Genomic DNA, 17,203 nt, shown 5'->3' on the forward strand with positions numbered 1-17,203 from the left:
GACACCAATCTTTTTAACCCTTAAATACGACACTTAAGTCGTGTTATGACCGACCCCAAGGAGACCATAAATATCGAGAACGTGGTTGCGTCGACCGGCATCGGACAGGAACTCGACCTCCAGAGCGTCGCGATGGACCTCGAAGGGGCGGATTACGACCCCGAGCAGTTTCCCGGGCTGGTGTATCGGACGCAGGATCCCAAATCGGCAGCCCTCATCTTTCGATCGGGGAAGATCGTCTGTACCGGCGCGAAGTCGACCGACGATGTCCACGAGAGCCTCCACATCGTCTTCGATAAACTCCGTGACCTCCGCATCAATGTGGACGAAGACCCCGACATCACGGTCCAGAACATCGTCACGAGCGCGGACCTCGGCCGCAATCTCAATCTGAACGCCATCGCCATCGGCCTCGGCCTCGAAAACATCGAGTACGAACCCGAGCAGTTCCCCGGTCTAGTCTACCGACTCGACGAACCGGACGTGGTCGCGCTGCTCTTTGGCTCCGGCAAACTCGTCATCACGGGCGGGAAACAGCCGGAAGACGCCGCGGAAGCCGTCGACGTCATCGTCACTCGTCTCGAAGAACTCGGTCTCCTGGAATAATCAGCCCAGTCGATGGCCCTCCTTCAGACCGCGGCGACGCCACTCGCCGTCGCCGGCACCGCGGCGCTACTGGCGCTGTTCCTGTCGCTGAGCGCGCATCTCGCCGCGCGGAACGTCCTCGGCGACGTACCGATCAGAAACGCCTTTCTGATCGGGCCGCTCCCGGCCGCCATCGCCGTCGCTGCCGGCGCGCTCGACCTGCCCTCGCTCCCCGCCGTCGCCGTGGCCGTCGTGGTCGATGCCCTGTTGCTCCGCTCCGTATACGCGCTGGATCGGCGTCTGACCGCCGCCGTCACCGCGATTCACGCCGTCGTGAGCGTCATCCTCGGGAGCGTCCTCTTCAGCCTCTATGTCCTCGTCCAGTCGGCGCCGGGGTGACTACACACCCGTCGCGGTGCGCACGCTCCGAAAGGTGAGAACACAGACGACACAGACGATGCCGACGGCGACACCCGTCGTCGCCGCCTCGACGTTCCCGAGCGCCAGCCCCGCCACGTAGGTCAGTAACCCGACGGCGCCGCCCGCTGTGATACAGGTGTCGACCGTGTCGAGTGGCGAGTCGAACGCCAGTGGACCGGTGGTTATCGACCCCATATCGTGGTAGACGTTCTCAATAGACACATAAGTTTCGTATATATTCATTATATTTTCCCGCTGTCGTCTAGAGCGGTTCAATCCCCGACGCCTATATCGTGCCACGCCGGAGATGCAAGCGATGGATCCGCGGACGCTGGTGTGGAACGACAGGGAGCGTCGTCCTCGGGCGCCACTGCGGGTCGTCCTGCTGACCGTCGTCACCGTCCTGCTCGCGCTCGGCACGAGTCTCGGCGCGAGCGTCGAGGTCGGCGGCCTGCGCGCCCGTCTCGCCGCCGTGTTCGGCGATGTCGTCGCCACGACGGTGAGCGCCGTCGCCGGTATCGTCCTCGTGGCCGGCGTCGTCACGCTCGCCGTCCTGATCGCGGGGCGCTACATCGACCGTCGGCACCTGCGGGATTTCGGCTTCCACCTGGACCGTGGCTGGTGGCTCGACTGCGGGTTCGGCCTCCTGCTCGGCGCCCTCCTGATGACGCTCGTGTTCGCCGTTGAGGTGGCCGCCGGCTGGACGCGCGTGACGGGGATCGCCGCAATGGACGCCGACTTCCTCGTCCGGTTTCTGGGTCTCGTCGTGGCCTTCGTCGCCGTCGGGGGCTACGAGGAACTGCTCGCGCGGGGGTATCTTCTGACGAACGCCGCGGAGGGACTGGTCGGCTGGGTCGGCGACGGCGCCGCCGTGGGTGGTGGCGTCGCCATCTCGTCGGTCGTCTTCGGCCTCGCCCACGCGAGCAACCCCAACGCGACGCTCCTGAGCACAGGCGCCATCGTCCTCGCGGGCGGCATGCTGGCGGTGGGGTACGTCCTGACCGGCGATCTCGCGATTCCGATCGGCCTGCACACCACCTGGAACCTGTTTCAGGGCGGCGTCTACGGCTTTCCCGTCTCCGGTCTCGGCATCGAGACGAGCGTCGTCGCGATCCAGCGAGACGGACCGCGCCTCCTCACGGGCGGGACGTTCGGCCCGGAAGCAGGCCTGATCGGCGTCGGCGCGATGGGTCTGGGAAGCGCCGCCATCGCTGCCTGGGTGCGGTGGCGGACGGGAGACCGGGGGATCGCACCGGGTGTGACGACGCCCGACCTCCGGGAGGGACGAGAGGACATCGACGGCACGCGGTGGGAACCGACGCCCGACGAGCGGGACTGAACCGCCCTCACTCCACCAGCCGCTCGATTTCGGTGACGAGGATGTCGCTCGCGCCCATCGCCTTGAGATCGTTGATGACGCTGAAGACCGCGCGCTCCTCGACGACGGCGTGGACGGCCACGTCGTCGGTGCCCGCCACGTCCATCACTGTCGGCCCGCCCATCCCCGGCAGCACGTCGCGTACGTCGTCGAGGCGGTCCTCGGGGACGTTCAGCATCAGATACCGGCGGTCCTCGGCGGCCAGGACGGATTCGAAGGCCGTCACCAACTGCTGGACCTTCTGATCGTCGGCGGTGTCGGGGTGGGCAAAGAGGCGGACCGAACTCGACAGCACCTCGGCGATTTCGGCCAGGCGATTCACCCGCAGGGTCGTCCCCGTCGACGTGATGTCGACGATGGCGTCCGCCATGTCGACGTGGGGCGTGAGTTCGGTCGCGCCCGTCACCTCGACGACATCGGCGTCGACGCCCTGTTCCGCGAAGAAGTTCCGGGTGATGGTCGGAAACTCGGTGGCGACGGTACCGCCCGCGAGGTCGGCCACCGTCTCGATAGCGCCGTCTTCGGGCGCGGCGACGACGAGGCGACACTGACCGAACTCCAGGTCGAGCAGTTCCACCAGGTCGTGGCCCGACTCGCGGACCTGATCCAGGCCCGTGATCCCCACCGCGGCCGCGCCGTCCGCGATGTACTCGGGGATGTCGGCGGCGCGGGCAAAGAGCGCGGTCACGTCAGGGTCGACCGTGTCCGCGTAGAGTTTCCGCTCGGCGCCGCCTTCGAGGTGGAGGCCGGCGCGTTCGAGCAGGTCGATCGACGGATCGTGCAGTCGGCCCTTGTTGGGGACGGCTATGCGCATCGTCGGACACGTCTCGCTGCCGGGTGAATTGCTTTTCGTTGGGTGCGAGGCCGAGCGACCATCGGGAGCGAGGCCTCGATGCGGAACGGCGAGCAGCGCGAGCCGTGGAGCGGCGGGGCGGGAGAGAGCGACCATCGGGAGCGAGGCCTCGATGCGGAACGGCGAGCAGCGCGAGCCGTGGAGCGGCGGGGCGGGAGAGAGCGACCATCGGGAGCGAGGCCTCGATGCGCTATCCCGACCGCAACGCTGTGGCGACCCGCTCGCTCTCGGGGGGCGTCGCTCGGGCCCGCGCCATCACGGTGAGATACGTCGCGGTGTCGTACCGCAGCGACGCTGCCCGGACATCGCCCTCGGCGTTCGACAGGGTTGCCTCGGGGTCTCGCAGCCGGGAGGACAGATTGGCGAGCGTCTCCCGCGTCAGCGCGGGCACCCCCGGGTTCTCGTTGGCCGCGTTGAGCGCCTCGATGGCCGCCGTCCGCATCGCCGCCACGTCGTCGACGGACTCGATGGCGAACGTCTCCCCGGACTGGACGCGATCGCGGAGCGCCCGGAACGCCCGCAGATCGATGAGCGAGCCGTGAACCCACAGCAGCGGCCGCGCCACGCCTTCGTCGAACTGGTTCCCGCCGACTTCCGCCCGGAGCGGGCGGGCGAGGTCCTGTAACGCCTCGGCTGCGGGCGTGTCTTCGATATCGCTGTCGGCGACTTCCCAGGGCCGATCCGGATCGGCGACCTCGATCGCTTCGCGCTCCGTTTCGAACGCGTCGGACAGATCCTCCTGGGCCGCCTGCAGTCGGGCGCGCAGATCGGTCGGATCGTCCAACGCGCGCGTATAGCGGTCGTAGAAGTGGGCGGCGTCGTCGACGGCGACGCGCGCGCGTTCGAGTTCCTCGCCCGCCTCGCCGACGCCGAGCGGGTTGCCCGAGCGGTAGCGATGCGGGTCGCTCAGGGTGGCGTTGGCCTGCGCCGAGTCGAGACGCCGTTCGATCGCGGCGTGAACCAGCGTCGCGTCCACGGGGTCACCGCCGACGTACGCCCATCGGTCGTGGAGCGCCGCGCGGTCGTCGCGGATGGCCGCGGCCGCCGAGGACAGGTCGTCGCGCGTCAAGCCCTCGTCGATGGCCCGCCACGCGTCGGCGGCGAAGCGGGCGTCGGCCCGGGCGTCGCCGAGCGCGTCGAGTCGTTCGAACGGCGCGGTTCGCTCCCGTGCCTGTTCGAGGCTTTCGGCGGCGTGGTCGCGGGCGCCCTGCACTCGTTCTCGGATCGCACCGTTCGGAATCTCTGCGGGAGAAAGGGTAGCAGGCACTGCATCGAGAAGCGTCTCCGCCCGCCCTTGTGCGGCCGCGAGATGCGACTGCTCGATGTCGACGGGGAGACGGTGGGGGATGGTCGGTGCGTCGGCGACGGCGAGCGCGCGCAACGCCGCGCCGTCGAGTTCGATCGACTCGTCGGCGCCGAGGGGGTTCGTCGCGCCACAGCCCGCGAGCGCACCGAGCACGGCGAGCGCGCCGCGTCGGGTCAGATCGGTCACCGTCGGTCACTCCCGTTGCGGGCCTGCCGCTGACGGCGGATCCGCTCGTTGCGCCGCGCGCAGGAGGCGGAGCCGCGACTCGACCCGTAGCCGCTGACCTCGCTCGGATCGAGCGTCGCGGGGATTCGTATCAGCGTCGCCACGACGTCCTCGGCGCCCGTCTCGCAGGCCACGTCGGCGTCGCGGTAGCGGCGGGCGTAACTCGTCGTCACCTCCGTCTCTGACCAACGGACGTGACAGAGTTCGTTTTCGAAACACTCCTCGACGGGCGTCTGTTCGACGTACACCGTCGCCGCGTCGTAGTCGGTGGCGTCGAGGAAGGCGCGCGCGTCGCCGGCGCGCTCGATATCGGCGAACGAGATATCGGCGGCGTCGCTGGCGTCGGCGACGAGCAGGTGATGTCGCAGATGCCAGCGGGTCTCGGCCTCGGTTTCAGTCACGGGCGTCGGCTGCTCGCCGGACCAGACGACGGGCGTTCGCTCGGCGTGTCGCAGGCTGTACGAGTCCGGATCCAGATCGACGTTCTCGATCGATTCTGGGGGATAACTCGACCCCGCCGACTGCTCGCCGGCACAGCCGGCGACGCCGGCGAGGAGGGCTACTACTCCGTGGAGGGCGCGTCTGCGGGTCAGGGAGGGCATCGTCGTGACGTGCTCGGCCGACCGGCAAATGTCTTTCCGAAATCCCGGTGGCTTAACCCGGACGGGAGCGAGAGAGCGGATATGCAGACGCTTGCGATTCGGGGCGGGCGCGTCCTCCGCCCGGACATGACCGTCGTCGACGCCGATGTCCTCCTCGACTGCGACGCCGGGGAAATTATGGCCGTCGGCGACGCGTTCGACGCCGACGACGAACTCGACGCCACTGACGGCCTCGTCATCCCGGGGCTGGTGAACGCGCACACCCACGCCGCCATGACGCTCCTGCGCGGCTACGCCGACGACAAGCCACTGGAGACGTGGCTCCGCGAGGATATCTGGCCGGTCGAAGCGGCGCTCACGCCCGAGGATATCGCGGCCGGCGCCGAACTCGGCGTTCTGGAGATGATCCGGTCGGGGACGACCGCCTTCGCCGACATGTACTTCGAAATCGACCGCACGGTCGACGTGGTGGAGCGAGCGGGCTGTCGGGCGGTGCTCGGCCACGGCGCCATCGCCGCGGGCAAGGACGACGAGGCGGCCCGCGCCGACATCGAGGAGAGCGTCGAGATGGCCCGGCGGTTCGACGGCGCGGCCGACGGCCGGGTGTCGACAGCGGTGATGCCACACAGTCTCACCACGGTCACCCCCGAGTTGCTCGAACTGGCCGCGGAGGAGGCCGTCGAGGCCGGCGTCCCCCTCCACTACCACGCCAACGAGACGGTCGACGAAGTGGAGCCGATCGTCGAGGAGCGCGGGATGCGCCCGCTGGAGTGGGCCGACGACCTCGGGATGTGCCGCGAGCGCGACTTTCTCGCCCATGGCGTCCACCTCGACGAGACCGAGATCGACCTGCTCGCGAAGACGGGGACGGGCGTCGTCCACTGCCCCGCCTCGAACATGAAACTCGCGTCGGGGATGGCGCCGGTCCAGCGACTGTTCGACGCCGGCGTCGCGGTGGGACTGGGGACCGACGGCCCGGCGTCGAACAACGACCTCGACCTGTTCGACGAGATGCGGGACGCCGCGATGCTCGGGAAACTCGCGGCCGACGACCCGAGCGCGGTCGCCGCACCCGCCGTCGTGCGGATGGCGACGGCCGGCGGTGCCGACGTGTTGGGCATCGATTCGGGGCGTCTCGAGGCGGGCGCCAACGCGGACCTCGCGGTGCTCGACCTCGACGTGCCACACCTGACGCCGGATCACGACCTGGTGAGCCACCTCGCCTACGCCGCCCGGGGATCCGACGTGCGCCATACGGTCTGTGACGGGCGCGTGCTGATGCGGGACCGCGAGGTGCTGACCCTCGACGAGGTGCGCGTGATGGAACGGGCGAGCGAGCACGCGCGGGATCTGCTGGATCGGGCCGAGGTCTGATCCTCGGCGGGCGACGGAGACGGTAGGGTTTTGCCACGTCTCTCGCTATGGGAGGTATGAGCCACGTCACGATAGACGAGCGTCTCGACGACCCCGAGACCGCCCGAGCCGAGGGTCGGCGGAAGATGGACTGGGCCGAAGCCCACATGCCGATCCTGGCCGAACTCCGCGAGTCGTTCTCCGCGGAGCAACCCCTCGACGGCGAACGGATCGCCATGGCGATGCACGTCGAGGCCAAGACGGCCGTCCTGGTCGAACTCCTCGCGATCGGCGGCGCTGAGGTCGCCATCACGGGGTGTAACCCCCTCTCGACGCAGAACGACGTGAGTGCGGCGCTCAACGCCGTCGACGGCGTCACCTCCTACGCCGCCCACGGCGTCGATACCGAGGAGTACTACGACGGCATCGAGGCGACCATCGGCGTCGATCCCACAATCACCGTCGACGACGGCGCCGACATGGTGACCCACATTCACAAGGAACACCCCGATCTCATCCCGCAGCTCAAGGGTGGCTGCGAGGAGACGACCACCGGCGTCCACCGCCTGCGGTCGATGGCCGACGACGGCGCGCTCAAGTATCCGATGTTCGCCGTCAACGACACGCCGATGAAGACGCTGTTCGACAACGTCCACGGCACCGGCGAGTCCGCGCTCACGAACATCGCGGCGACGACCAACCTCGCCATCGCGGGGAAGACGGTCGTCGTCGCGGGCTACGGCTACTGTGGCCGCGGCGTCGCGAAGAAGGCCGACGGGATGAACGCCGACGTCGTCGTGACGGAAGTCGACCCCCGGCGCGCGCTCGAAGCCCACATGGAGGGCCACGAGGTCCGGCCCATGGCGGAGGCGGCGAGCGAGGGGGACATCTTCGTGACGACGACGGGCAACCGCGACGTCATTCGCGAAGAGCATTTCGAGCGGATGGCCGACGGCGTCGTCCTCGCGAACGCCGGCCACTTCGACGTGGAGATCAACCTCGACGAACTCGATGCCATGGCGGAGTTTACCCGCGAGGTCCGGGACGGCGTGACGGAGTACGCTCTCCCCGACGGGCGCCGCCTGAACGTCCTCGCGGAGGGACGACTCGTCAACCTCGCCGGCCCGCTCTCAATGGGCCACCCGGTGGAAGTGATGGACCAGAGCTTCGGCGTGCAGGCCGTCTGCGTGCGCGAACTCGCCGCCAACCCCGACGCCTACGACGCGGGCGTCCACGAGGTGCCGGACGAACTCGACCGCGAAGTCGCCGAGGTGAAACTCGACGCCGAGGGCGTCGCCATCGACGAGTTGAGCGACGAGCAGCGCGAGTACATGGACTCGTGGGGCCACGGGACCTGAGCGGCTGACCGTCCGCGTCGCACCACACATATTTGCCGGCGCCACCGGAATCGGAACACATCGATGGTGTCACTCCCGTCCCGGCTCTCGGAACTCTCCCGACGAGACCGGCTCATCCTCTACTACCTCGTCGGCCTCGCGCTCCTCGTCTGTCTGTACACGATCACGTACAACGTCGCGATGGCTCGACTCGAGGGTGTCGACCAGTCCATCTTCGCGTCGTTCGAGTTCATCGTCCAGACGATGACAACGACCGGCTACGGCCAGGATTCGGGCATCTGGAGCCATCCCCTGATGTTCCTGTTCGTAGTGCTGGCCCAGATTTCCGGCATCGGGATCGGCTTCTTTACGCTCCGGCTCATCATCATCCCTCTCTTCACCGGGGCCGAGGTCGACCTCGACTCCCGACTCACGCCGAAAGAAGACCACGTCATCGTCTGTGAGTACCGCCGAGACTCCGCCGTACTCCTCGACGAACTCGAAGAACTCGGCATCGACTACGTCCTGATCTCGTCCGACGAGGCGGGCGCAAAATCGCTCTCCGACGAGGGATACGCCGCCATCCACGGCTCCCCACAGGACGCGACCGCCTTCGAGCGCGCCAGTATCGACACCGCCCGAGCGGTCATCACGGACGCGGGCGACGCGAACGTCAACACCATCCTGACGGTCCGATCGGTCCGATCGGACGTCGACATCATCGCGCTCACGGACGACAGCGATATGCGGAGCGTATTGCTGGAAACCGGTGCGGACAGCGTGCTGTCGCCACACGGCGTGCTGGGGCATCGGCTCGCGGAGAAGGCCGTCTCCTCGTTCAGTTCGGAGTTGACGGATACGATCGATCTCGGCGCCGACATGGAAGTGGCGGAGATTCCGGTCGCCCAGGGGAGCCAACTGCTCGGGACGCGGATCCGCAACTCGAACGTCCGGGAACGGACGGGCGCGAACATCATCGGCGCCTGGATCGACGGCGAACTCCAGTTGCCGCCCGACCCCGACGCGATCATCCGGCCGAACACGGTGTTGCTCGTCTCGGGCAGTCACGAGGCGATGGAGGCGCTCAGCGAGTTCACTCGGCCGGCGCGCGGCGTGCGGAGTCACGATCGGATCGTCCTCGCCGGACAGGGGGAGGTCGGCCAGGCCGCGCGGTCGGTCGTCGACGAATCAGGGATCGAATCCATCACCATCGACATCGAGGACGGCGACGATATCGACGTCGTCGGCGACGCCGGATCGAAGGAGACACTCCGGGAAGCGGGCGTGGAGACGGCAGACGCCATCATCATCGGGCTGCCGGACGACTCCACGGCGCTGCTGACCACGGTGCTGGCGCGGTCGCTGAACGCGAACATCGAGATTCTGGCCCGGGTGAGCGACACCGACGCCACGCGGAAAGCACTGAGCGCGGGCGCCGACTACGTCCTCTCGGTGCCGCGGGTGAGCGCCCGGATGGTCGCCCGGGAACTGCGCGGCGAGGACGTGCTCGCGCCGGCGAGTCAGATTCGGATCGTCCGCGTCTCCGCGGAACCGCTGGCGGGGACGACGCTTGCCGACTCGGGGATCTACGAGGAGACGGGGTGTCGCGTCATCGCCGTCGAGGACGGCGAGGGACCCTCGGGGCGGATCGATCCCCACCGGCAGTTCACCGGCGACGAGCGAATCACGATCGTCGGCAGCGACGAGTCGATACAGCGGTTCCGCAAGCATTTCGACGTGTCACCGACGGAACCGGGCGCGTGACGCCGCCCGCAACCGGCGATTTAAGACCCACCACCGCCCAGTCGTTCGTATGTCTGCGAACCGCAAGGGGGACCGCCGGGAGCGCGAACTCGTCAACAAACTCGACGAGGCCGGCTTTGCGGTCATGCGCGCGCCGGCAAGCGGCAGCGCGACCGACCGAGAGCTCCCCGACGTGCTGGCGGGTGACGGCGAGCAGTTCTACGCCATCGAGGCGAAATCCAGCGCCGGCGACCCCATCTATCTCACCGGCGAAGAGGTCGAGGCGCTGATCTACTTCGCACAGAACTTCGGCGCGAGCGCCCGCATCGCCGTCCGGTTCGACCGCGAGGACTGGTATTTCTTCCACCCCGACGACTGTTACGTGACCGACGGCGGCAACTACCGCGTCAAAAAGGAGACGGCGCTGGCTGACGGGACTGATCTCGACGAACTCGTCGGCCACTCGACGCAGGCGCGCCTCGACGGTTAGACGGGCGGCGGCGACACCGAGGCCGAGGCCGCAGTGTCGGTCGTGGGCGTCGGGTCGTCCGCCCGAGGATCGATCGGTTGGAGGCGCGACGCCGGGAAGGCGTACCGCTTGACCTCGCCGTCACGGCGGAGCGCGTCGAAATACACCGCGTGGAAGACGGGTTCGTGCGCGCCGTAGGCCTCGTTGGTCGGGTAGTCGGCGACGAGGCGTCCTTCGTCCGTCTCGAACCGGTCCGCGCGCTCACCGGTCGCCGCGACGACGACGAGTCGGTCGCCGGTTTCGCGGTCACGAACGAACGCTCCCGGGCGAACGCCGTGGCGGTCACAGAGAGTCGGGCCGCGCTCGCCCGTCGGGACGAACGTGCGCCCGCCACACACCGCACAGACGGCGGTGCGCTCGCCGGGGCGGGGGACGAGGCCTTCGCGCACTTCGAGTTCGACCCGGCGGAGATGCTTACAGCGGGCGCCGCGCAGTTCGCTGTCCGGGCACGTGCAAGTGTCGGCGTCGAGTGCGACGACGTACGTTCCGCCATCGGTTTCGACGACGTAGCGGCCGTCACGAAGCGGGCGAACGACCATCGGTTCGGTCCGGGCGCGTCGCTCCCGACCCGCCGTTCCCGCGGCGGGGAACGTCGTTTTTGAACGGGTTGCCGGCAGTGACGCGGGTGTGTATGCTGATTGCGTCATAGGTGTGGAGCGACCGTCGCTCCGATATCGGTACTAGACGCTCGATACACCTAAACCCTCGTTTGGGCGGTCGTTACCGGCCGAATGCGGCGTCCTCGGGGGTAGAAATCGCTGTGGCTAGCACCGAGCTGTCGCCCGGACACGAGGGCAGGGACCGCGCGGCCGCGCCTCACTGCCGCATCGAAGCCCTTTTGCCGAGGCTGACGGATGTGCGAACATGGAACTCGAAGAGGGGATGGTCCGGAAAATAGCCATCTCAGTCGGCGTCGTCGGCGTTTTCGTCGCGGCCGTCGTCGGCATCGGTACCACCTACAGCGACGGAGGGCTTGGCTCAACCGGCGGGTTGGCCCTCGTCGCCAGCATCGCGGTGTTCATTCTCCTGATGGCGGGCGTCGGCCTCTTCCTCGCGGATTAATCGCCCGCCTCGCCCTCCGCGCTCGACTCCGACTGAGTCGCGTCGTCAAGGGCCGCGGCGTAGTATCGGAGCGGATGATCGATCGTCTCACACCGCTCGTCGGGGTTCACACAGTCGCCGAGCGCCTGCATCGTCGCACACGAGGGCGTGGGGTACTGGCTCCCACCGGGACCGCCGTCGTCGTCGAGGACGGTCACGCGATAGTCGAGCGCGTCGTCGTCAAGGCCGGGCCACCGGTCGGCGATGGCGTCGGCGTCGAGGCCGAGGGAGACGAGAAACGACGTGACGGCGAAGGCGGCGTGGGGTGATAGCTCCGCGTCGGCAGCGTCGTCGAGCAACGCCTGCATGCAGGGCGGAAACGCGTCGGGCGCGACGACATCGACCGAGGGCAGGCGTTCGCGCTCCGCGAGACGGTCGCGGAGCGTCGCCACGTCGTCTTCGAGTGCGGCGGCGATGGCGTCGCCGCTGGCACTGCCGCGGACCCCGAAGGGAAGCTCGTCGGCGACCCGGCGGCGGATGGCCTCTCGGAGCAGGCGGCGGAGTTCCTTGCGGTCGATCGGGACCGCACCGTCGGCCAGTTCGCGGTTGACCAGTCGCCAGTCGGTGCCCCACTCGGGGTCGGCCAGGCGGAGGTAGTCGGTCACGTCGATGCGGAAGGCGTCGGCATCCCGGGCGTCGTCTCGCTCATTACCGGCGTCGACGCGGGTCACCGATTCCGTGAGGTCGAACTCGTCGAGCACCTGCGACAGGGTGGCGCGCGTCGTGTCGACGCTCCGGAGTTCGTCGTCGTCGGCCGTGAGGTCCGCGACGAGTCGGTCGTGGGCGGTGTCGGCCTCGGCCTCGGCGTATTTCTCGACTGCCGCCCGCATATCCACCAGCGAGACGAGGATGCGAGCGATGGGGTACGAGAGGAGTTCGTCGCGGTCGCTCCAGCGCTCCGGCGTCTCGGAGGCGACGGTGCCCGACATGAGCGCGCGCTCGACCCGTTCGCGGGCGCGGTCGACCGCTGGGTCACCCTCGGTAACCAGGCGAGGCGGGGCGATGTCGGCCGCCTGGACCGCCTCCCGTGCCGCACGGAAGAAGGGATAGCGGGCGTAGAGCGGGTCGGGACGCATCGCCGAACGGTTGTGGAGCGGGGTGGATAAGCGCGACGGTCAGCGCGTCCGGACCACACGACCTAAGTCCACGCCGGCCTACTCGACGTGGTAGTGCCGACGTTCGACTACCCGTGCCCGGACTGCCGGACGACGAACAGTCTCCACGACGCCGACTGCCAGTTCGAGGGGACGCCCTGGGCGGAGATAGAGACCGCCTACGTCGACGTCGTCAGCGTGCTTTCGGGCGGCGTGACCGACGCCGACGACGTGCCCGAACGCGTCGCGGAGTGGGGACCGATCCGGCAGGCGGCGCTCGACCGCCTCCAGCAGGACGGCCGGGTCGACGAGTCCAACGACCGCCTGCGACTCCTCCCGGCCGAGGAGTACCGCGAAGCGGTGTCGGTGCCGACCCGCGATCCGATCAAGACCCTCTACGAGCGCGGGAGCGTCCCCGGCTGTCACGACAACGCCGTCTTCGCTATGATCGCGTGGTACGAGATGGTCGGGCTCTCCTGGCCAGAGACGAAAGCGACCGTCGTCGAATGGCTTCACGAGAGCGGCGCGTGGGACCGCGGCGGGTTCGAGGAGGCGTCGCCCGAGGCACTGGTCGAGAAGAAACGCCACGTCTACGAGGCGGGCTACGGCTGGAAGGAGAAGGCGACGGCCGCGAAACGGGTCATCGACCGGCGTCACTGAGCGGCCGAGAGTCCGAACCGCGACACTGATTCTCACGGGCTGGGAACCGGCACGAACAGGTTCGCAACCAGACATACGCGGCTCATCGTCCCATTCTCTCCCATGGCGACGGAACCGGGAGAGACAGACGACCGCGTGTCCGAACGCTCGACTGCGCCGGCGCGGACATCAACCCCGACCTGCTCTGTCCGAAATCGGCGACGGGTGGGGAGACACAGGTCCACTGCCACCTGACTGACTCCGAAGGCATCGATCACGTGACGGTCGTGAGCGGCGGGGAGCGTGTCGCCATCGACCGGTCGCCGCCGTTCGAGTTCGACCTTCGGGCGAGCGAGTTGACCGAGGTGACGGGCGAAACGCAGTTTCAGGTCGTCCTCCGGGACGCGGAAGGGAACACGATCCGGCGGTACACGCGGACGCTCTCGATGATCCCGGAGGGGTGACCGCGGCCGAAGGTATTTGTTCCGACCGAAACAGGGGCGTGTATGGTCTCCGACTCGACTCTCCACGCACTGATCGGTGCCGTCGTGACCGTCGTCCTCTCGTTCATCCCGTTCTCGCCCGTCCTCGGCGGGGGCGTCGCGGCGTATCTGAACGACGCCGACTACGACACCGGCATCCGCATCGGCGCCATATCCGGCGTCATCGCGTCGATACCGCTGTTTCTCGGCATCTTCCTCGTGCTCGCGGTCGGAACGTTCATGCTCGGATTCGGTCCCCAGCCGCACATGGTGTTCGGCATCGGCGGGATCATCTTCCTGTTCGTGTTCGGCGTCCTGATCAGCCTGGTGTACACCGTCGGTCTGAGCGCGCTCGGTGGGTATCTGGGGGCGTACGTGGTTGAGGACGTGGAGTGAGCTGTTGAGTCGGTATCGCAGATAGCGGGCACGATGGGAGTCCCGCGAGCGAACGAAGTGAGCGAGTGGGACTCAATCGTGCCCGTGAACGAACGAAGTGAGTGAACGGGCACGATGGGATTTGAACCACGGTCGCTCACGCTGTTCGCTCCCTGATTCAAATCCAGTAGCCGCTACTGCTCACTGACGTTCGCAGATAGCGGGCACGATGGGAGTCCCGCGAGCGAACGAAGTGAGCGAGTGGGACTCAATCGTGCCCGTGAACGAAGTGAGTGAACGGGCACGATGGGATTTGAACCCACGACCGTCGGATGACTTCCCCCGCCAGCCTCGGGGTTAGAAGTCCGACGCTCTATCCGGACTGAGCTACGTGCCCTCGTCGAGAAGGTAGAGTAGCACGTCAAAAAACCGTTCGACTCACACGGACCGGTTGGCGTCGCCGATAAACCGGCACAACGACCCGTCTCATACGGTTTCTTGGAAGTCAGTACCGGTGATTCGCTGGACCGTCCCAGCGAACCGCCGGTAAACAGTTCCGATAATCCGTCTCAGCCGTCGAACCGATACAGCGACGTGACGTACGGCAGCCGGTCGAACATGGGAATCGCGAGCGGGAGACCGATGACGGTGACCGCGAGGAAACTGGCGAGGTTCGCCCAGAGCCAGCCGAGCCACCACCCCACGAACACGAAGTAGAGCGCCCGGAGCGCGAGCGAGCGCTGCTCGGGAGCGGCGGACGGATCCGCGATCGATTCGGGTTCTTTCAGCGTCAGCACCGTCGGGACGAGGTTGATGAGCTTGACGCCAATGGGCGCGCCGACAACAGTGGCACAGAGGAACCACGCCACGTTGACGACGGCCGGCGTGGCCCACCAGCCGACGACGACGAACCACAGGGCACGGGTGAAGAGGGAGCGTTGCGTCACGGTGGAGAGTGGCGGGGCGCGAGCAAAAGCCTGGCGCGGTCCAGAAGCGCCACGGGAGCGCGGATGCATCGCATTACATAAGGCCACGAGGCCGGTACTGACTGGTAATGAAGGTAGTCGGCACCGTGGGGCTTCCCGGGAGCGGCAAGGGCGAAGCCGCGGAGGTGGCCCGCGAGATGGGCGTCCCCGTGGTGACTATGGGCGACGTGATCAGAGCGGCGTGTCGGAACCGCGGGCTCGACCCGGCCGAGCACCACGGCGAAGTGGCGCAGGCGCTCCGCGACGAGGGCGGCCCTGCGGCCGTCGCCGAACGCTCGCTGCCACACATCAGGGACGCGCTGGAGGACGCGGAGGCAGTGCTCGTCGATGGACTGCGCGCCCCCGAAGAGGTGGCGCGCTTCGAGGACGCCTTCGGCGACGCGTTCGTCCTCGTGAGCGTCGAGGCGCCGTTCGAGACGCGCGCGAAGCGTCTGGGTGAACGGGGACGCGACGCCACCGATATCGACCGGGAGGCGCTCCGAGAGCGCGAGGAGCGCGAACTCGGCTTCGGCATGGGCGACGTGATGGACCGCGCGGACGTGACCATCGAGAACACCGGCTCGCTGTCGGCGTTCCGGGACCGCGTTCGTGAGGTACTCGACGACCCCGTGGAGGCCGAGCGATGATCCACCAGGTCGACGTGCGGATCGTCGCGCCGGTTCGCGACACGGAAGTGACCGATCGGGTTGCCGACGCGATCCACAACCTGTTCCCGAACGCGGAGATCGAACACGAACCGGGACGACTCGTCGCCGAGGCACACTCGATGGAGGCGCTCTCCGAACAGTTGCACGAACAGGCGATCCTCGACACCGCCCGCAAGGAGTTCTTCCGCCGCGCCGACGACGAGGGGTTCGCCTTCGCGCTGAAAAAGCAGGCGGCGTTCAAGGGCATCATCAACTTCTCGGTCGGGTCGCCGGACGAACTCGGCGATATCGAGGTGCAGATGACGGTCCACGAACCCGACGTGGAGTCGTTCATCGATCACGTCGCGCCGCCGACGGAAGAGGGAACGCCGGTCGACCCCGACTGATACGGGGGGTCCGCGGGAAGAGCTACACGAACGCCAGCACGGCGAGATAGAGCAGCACCACGCCGAGCACGTCGCAGGTGTTCGTGACGACCGGGATCACCACGTCGTCGGGGTCGAGTTCGAACCGGTAGGCCGCGTACGTGGCGACGACGGTGACGGCGACGGCGAGGACCGCGAGCGAGAGACCGCTGGCGAGCGAGACGACGAGAACCGTCGACAGCGGGAGAGCGGTCGAGCCGAGGAGCGCGGTCAGTCCCCACGCCCCGAAACCGACGAGGGGAAACATCGTGGCGGCCAGCGCGACGATGGCGACGGCGTTGCCGACGAGCGCGGCGTCATCGAGTGCGAACGAGAGGGTCCCGAGGTGGAACGCCGTCGAGAGGCGGGCCGCGAGAATGCTTCCCAGATTCCCCGCGGTACCGATAGTGACGGGAACGAGCACGAGAAGCGAGGGATACTGCAGGAGCGTCGACTCGAAGCTCCCGAGGACGAGACCGCTCCCGATTTCGACGAGCGTTAGCAGCAGGAGGACGGGGAGCATCGCCCGGGTTATGGCGCGAACGGTCCACGCGGTCGACATTCAGGCACCCCCCATGACGAGCGCGACGAATCTGACGGCGATGAGGAGAAAGAGGACGCCGAAGACGTCGCCGGTAGTGGTCACGAGGGGGCCGACGAGCGGGTCGGGGTTGTAGCCGCGGCGGTAGCCCGCGAAGACGACGGTGACGACGACGACGGTGAGCGTGATGCCCGAGAGGACGCCGGCGACGAGGGCGATACCGAGCAATCGCTCGATGCCAGCGACGGGAGTGCCGAGGGCAGTGAGGACGGCGAAGGCCGCGGCGGCGGCGAAGAGCGAGGCGACGACGCCGTTCGCGAGCGCCGCGGCCGCAGCGGCGCGCAATCGCGGGTCGCCGGCCTGGATTCGCGGTTCGATCAACCCCTGGTGGAGTCCGGTCGCCAGACGGGCCCCGAACGAGCCGTAGACGTTGCCACGCGTCGCGAGCAAGGCGGGAACGAGGACGAGCAATCCCGGCACTGCGCGGAGGTCGGCGCGCATCCCGCCGAGGACGACGCCGGCCAGCAGTCCGCCGACGAGGCTGGTGCCGAGGGCGGGAAGCGCCTCGCGGTAGGCCTCGGTCGCCACCTCGCGGACGGTCAT

The 17,203-nt window shown here is 68.0% G+C and carries 22 protein-coding genes and 1 tRNA gene; 13 read left to right on the forward strand and 10 right to left on the reverse strand.

What is annotated here, in order from left to right; translation table 11 throughout:
* Positions 1-45: 45 nt before the first annotated feature.
* Entirely contained in the window at positions 46-606 is a 561-nt protein-coding gene (locus MXB53_RS02310) for a TATA-box-binding protein (protein WP_248895592.1), read from the forward strand.
* A gap of 12 nt (positions 607-618) precedes the next feature.
* Positions 619-984: a DUF7473 family protein gene (locus MXB53_RS02315; RefSeq protein WP_248895593.1), complete on the forward strand. Its 366-nt coding sequence runs from the start codon at positions 619-621 to the stop codon at positions 982-984.
* On the opposite strand, the gene MXB53_RS02320 is transcribed toward MXB53_RS02315, so the two are convergent.
* Positions 985-1,200, reverse strand: a complete 216-nt coding sequence (locus tag MXB53_RS02320; RefSeq protein WP_248895594.1) for a hypothetical protein — start codon at positions 1,198-1,200, stop codon at positions 985-987. It lies immediately after the preceding gene.
* Positions 1,201-1,321: 121 nt separating this feature from the next.
* Here MXB53_RS02320 and MXB53_RS02325 point away from each other — a divergent pair, with 121 nt between their 5' ends.
* Positions 1,322-2,344, forward strand: coding sequence for a CPBP family intramembrane glutamic endopeptidase (locus tag MXB53_RS02325; RefSeq protein WP_248895595.1), 1,023 nt, complete (start codon positions 1,322-1,324; stop codon positions 2,342-2,344).
* Between the two features lie 7 nt (positions 2,345-2,351).
* Here MXB53_RS02325 and hisG read toward each other — a convergent pair whose 3' ends face one another.
* From hisG to MXB53_RS02340, 3 genes are all read right to left on the reverse strand, one after another.
* Positions 2,352-3,197, reverse strand: coding sequence for an ATP phosphoribosyltransferase (gene hisG, locus MXB53_RS02330; protein WP_248895596.1), 846 nt, complete (start codon positions 3,195-3,197; stop codon positions 2,352-2,354).
* Between the two features lie 229 nt (positions 3,198-3,426).
* Positions 3,427-4,728, reverse strand: a complete 1,302-nt coding sequence (locus MXB53_RS02335) for a hypothetical protein (RefSeq protein WP_248895597.1) — start codon at positions 4,726-4,728, stop codon at positions 3,427-3,429.
* The gene (locus tag MXB53_RS02340; RefSeq protein ID WP_248895598.1) at positions 4,725-5,369 is read right to left on the reverse strand and encodes a hypothetical protein; all 645 of its coding nucleotides are present in this window, start codon (positions 5,367-5,369) and stop codon (positions 4,725-4,727) included. Before MXB53_RS02340 ends, MXB53_RS02335 begins: the two co-directional genes overlap by 4 nt.
* A gap of 81 nt (positions 5,370-5,450) precedes the next feature.
* On the opposite strand from MXB53_RS02340, the gene MXB53_RS02345 reads away from it, so the two are divergent.
* The 4 genes from MXB53_RS02345 (at position 5,451) to hjc (ending at position 10,292) form a co-directional block, all read left to right on the forward strand.
* The gene (locus tag MXB53_RS02345) at positions 5,451-6,743 is read left to right on the forward strand and encodes an amidohydrolase (protein ID WP_248895599.1); all 1,293 of its coding nucleotides are present in this window, start codon (positions 5,451-5,453) and stop codon (positions 6,741-6,743) included.
* Positions 6,744-6,799: 56 nt separating this feature from the next.
* The gene (locus MXB53_RS02350) at positions 6,800-8,080 is read left to right on the forward strand and encodes an adenosylhomocysteinase (protein WP_345779688.1); all 1,281 of its coding nucleotides are present in this window, start codon (positions 6,800-6,802) and stop codon (positions 8,078-8,080) included.
* 63 nt (positions 8,081-8,143) lie between these two features.
* Positions 8,144-9,823: a potassium channel family protein gene (locus MXB53_RS02355; protein ID WP_248895601.1), complete on the forward strand. Its 1,680-nt coding sequence runs from the start codon at positions 8,144-8,146 to the stop codon at positions 9,821-9,823.
* A 49-nt stretch (positions 9,824-9,872) separates the two neighbouring features.
* On the forward strand, positions 9,873-10,292 hold the full coding sequence (gene hjc / locus MXB53_RS02360) for a Holliday junction resolvase Hjc (RefSeq protein WP_248895602.1): 420 nt from the start codon (positions 9,873-9,875) through the stop codon (positions 10,290-10,292).
* Here hjc and MXB53_RS02365 read toward each other — a convergent pair.
* The gene (locus tag MXB53_RS02365) at positions 10,289-10,978 is read right to left on the reverse strand and encodes an SWIM zinc finger family protein (protein WP_248895603.1); all 690 of its coding nucleotides are present in this window, start codon (positions 10,976-10,978) and stop codon (positions 10,289-10,291) included. The genes hjc and MXB53_RS02365 overlap by 4 nt on opposite strands.
* Positions 10,979-11,195: 217 nt before the next feature.
* Here MXB53_RS02365 and MXB53_RS02370 point away from each other — a divergent pair, with 217 nt between their 5' ends.
* Positions 11,196-11,393: a DUF7472 family protein gene (locus MXB53_RS02370; RefSeq protein WP_248895604.1), complete on the forward strand. Its 198-nt coding sequence runs from the start codon at positions 11,196-11,198 to the stop codon at positions 11,391-11,393.
* Here MXB53_RS02370 and MXB53_RS02375 read toward each other — a convergent pair.
* Positions 11,390-12,508 carry a DNA primase large subunit PriL gene (locus MXB53_RS02375; protein ID WP_248895605.1) on the reverse strand — a complete coding sequence of 373 codons (1,119 nt, stop codon included), beginning with the start codon at positions 12,506-12,508 and terminating at the stop codon, positions 11,390-11,392. The two genes, MXB53_RS02370 and MXB53_RS02375, sit on opposite strands and share 4 nt — an antisense overlap.
* Positions 12,509-12,601: 93 nt before the next feature.
* On the opposite strand from MXB53_RS02375, the gene MXB53_RS02380 reads away from it, so the two are divergent.
* The 3 genes from MXB53_RS02380 to MXB53_RS02390 all read left to right on the forward strand — a co-directional run bounded on the left by MXB53_RS02380 (position 12,602) and on the right by MXB53_RS02390 (position 14,043).
* A complete protein-coding gene (locus tag MXB53_RS02380; RefSeq protein ID WP_248895606.1) occupies positions 12,602-13,186 on the forward strand; it encodes a DUF7474 family protein in 585 nt (194 codons plus the stop codon).
* 257 nt (positions 13,187-13,443) lie between these two features.
* Positions 13,444-13,629 carry a hypothetical protein gene (locus MXB53_RS02385; RefSeq protein ID WP_248895607.1) on the forward strand — a complete coding sequence of 62 codons (186 nt, stop codon included), beginning with the start codon at positions 13,444-13,446 and terminating at the stop codon, positions 13,627-13,629.
* Positions 13,630-13,671: 42 nt separating this feature from the next.
* Positions 13,672-14,043 carry a DUF5518 domain-containing protein gene (locus MXB53_RS02390; protein WP_248895608.1) on the forward strand — a complete coding sequence of 124 codons (372 nt, stop codon included), beginning with the start codon at positions 13,672-13,674 and terminating at the stop codon, positions 14,041-14,043.
* Positions 14,044-14,320: 277 nt separating this feature from the next.
* Here the strand turns inward: MXB53_RS02390 and MXB53_RS02395 are convergent.
* Together MXB53_RS02395 and MXB53_RS02400 are read right to left on the reverse strand one after the other, a co-directional pair.
* Positions 14,321-14,419, reverse strand: a tRNA-Arg gene (locus MXB53_RS02395).
* A 172-nt stretch (positions 14,420-14,591) separates the two neighbouring features.
* A complete protein-coding gene (locus MXB53_RS02400; protein ID WP_248895609.1) occupies positions 14,592-14,969 on the reverse strand; it encodes a YccF domain-containing protein in 378 nt (125 codons plus the stop codon).
* A gap of 107 nt (positions 14,970-15,076) precedes the next feature.
* Here MXB53_RS02400 and MXB53_RS02405 point away from each other — a divergent pair, with 107 nt between their 5' ends.
* Positions 15,077-15,634, forward strand: coding sequence for an AAA family ATPase (locus tag MXB53_RS02405; RefSeq protein ID WP_248895610.1), 558 nt, complete (start codon positions 15,077-15,079; stop codon positions 15,632-15,634).
* Positions 15,631-16,041 (forward strand): RNA-binding domain-containing protein, encoded by a 411-nt coding sequence (locus tag MXB53_RS02410; protein ID WP_248895611.1) that lies wholly within the window; start codon positions 15,631-15,633, stop codon positions 16,039-16,041. The genes MXB53_RS02405 and MXB53_RS02410 overlap by 4 nt, the downstream gene beginning before the upstream one ends.
* Positions 16,042-16,063: 22 nt before the next feature.
* Here the strand turns inward: MXB53_RS02410 and MXB53_RS02415 are convergent, their stop codons facing one another.
* Entirely contained in the window at positions 16,064-16,621 is a 558-nt protein-coding gene (locus MXB53_RS02415) for a magnesium transporter (protein WP_248895612.1), read from the reverse strand.
* Entirely contained in the window at positions 16,622-17,203 is a 582-nt protein-coding gene (locus MXB53_RS02420) for a magnesium transporter (RefSeq protein WP_248895613.1), read from the reverse strand. It lies immediately after the preceding gene.

The sequence above is a fragment of the Haloplanus sp. XH21 genome (assembly GCF_023276355.1).
In the GTDB taxonomy this organism is placed as follows: domain Archaea; phylum Halobacteriota; class Halobacteria; order Halobacteriales; family Haloferacaceae; genus Haloplanus; species Haloplanus halobius.

Coding starts and splice junctions, on each gene's coding strand:
- MXB53_RS02310 (WP_248895592.1), top strand. CDS start 46: ATGACCGACCCCAAGGAGACCATAAATATCGAGAACGTGGTTGCGTCG.
- MXB53_RS02315 (WP_248895593.1), top strand. CDS start 619: ATGGCCCTCCTTCAGACCGCGGCGACGCCACTCGCCGTCGCCGGCACC.
- MXB53_RS02320 (WP_248895594.1), bottom strand. CDS start 1,200: ATGGGGTCGATAACCACCGGTCCACTGGCGTTCGACTCGCCACTCGAC.
- MXB53_RS02325 (WP_248895595.1), top strand. CDS start 1,322: ATGGATCCGCGGACGCTGGTGTGGAACGACAGGGAGCGTCGTCCTCGG.
- hisG (WP_248895596.1), bottom strand. CDS start 3,197: ATGCGCATAGCCGTCCCCAACAAGGGCCGACTGCACGATCCGTCGATC.
- MXB53_RS02340 (WP_248895598.1), bottom strand. CDS start 5,369: ATGCCCTCCCTGACCCGCAGACGCGCCCTCCACGGAGTAGTAGCCCTC.
- MXB53_RS02345 (WP_248895599.1), top strand. CDS start 5,451: ATGCAGACGCTTGCGATTCGGGGCGGGCGCGTCCTCCGCCCGGACATG.
- MXB53_RS02350 (WP_345779688.1), top strand. CDS start 6,800: ATGAGCCACGTCACGATAGACGAGCGTCTCGACGACCCCGAGACCGCC.
- MXB53_RS02355 (WP_248895601.1), top strand. CDS start 8,144: ATGGTGTCACTCCCGTCCCGGCTCTCGGAACTCTCCCGACGAGACCGG.
- hjc (WP_248895602.1), top strand. CDS start 9,873: ATGTCTGCGAACCGCAAGGGGGACCGCCGGGAGCGCGAACTCGTCAAC.
- MXB53_RS02365 (WP_248895603.1), bottom strand. CDS start 10,978: ATGACGCAATCAGCATACACACCCGCGTCACTGCCGGCAACCCGTTCA.
- MXB53_RS02370 (WP_248895604.1), top strand. CDS start 11,196: ATGGAACTCGAAGAGGGGATGGTCCGGAAAATAGCCATCTCAGTCGGC.
- MXB53_RS02375 (WP_248895605.1), bottom strand. CDS start 12,508: ATGCGTCCCGACCCGCTCTACGCCCGCTATCCCTTCTTCCGTGCGGCA.
- MXB53_RS02390 (WP_248895608.1), top strand. CDS start 13,672: ATGGTCTCCGACTCGACTCTCCACGCACTGATCGGTGCCGTCGTGACC.
- MXB53_RS02405 (WP_248895610.1), top strand. CDS start 15,077: ATGAAGGTAGTCGGCACCGTGGGGCTTCCCGGGAGCGGCAAGGGCGAA.
- MXB53_RS02410 (WP_248895611.1), top strand. CDS start 15,631: ATGATCCACCAGGTCGACGTGCGGATCGTCGCGCCGGTTCGCGACACG.
- MXB53_RS02415 (WP_248895612.1), bottom strand. CDS start 16,621: ATGTCGACCGCGTGGACCGTTCGCGCCATAACCCGGGCGATGCTCCCC.
- MXB53_RS02420 (WP_248895613.1), bottom strand. CDS start 17,203: ATGACCGTCCGCGAGGTGGCGACCGAGGCCTACCGCGAGGCGCTTCCC.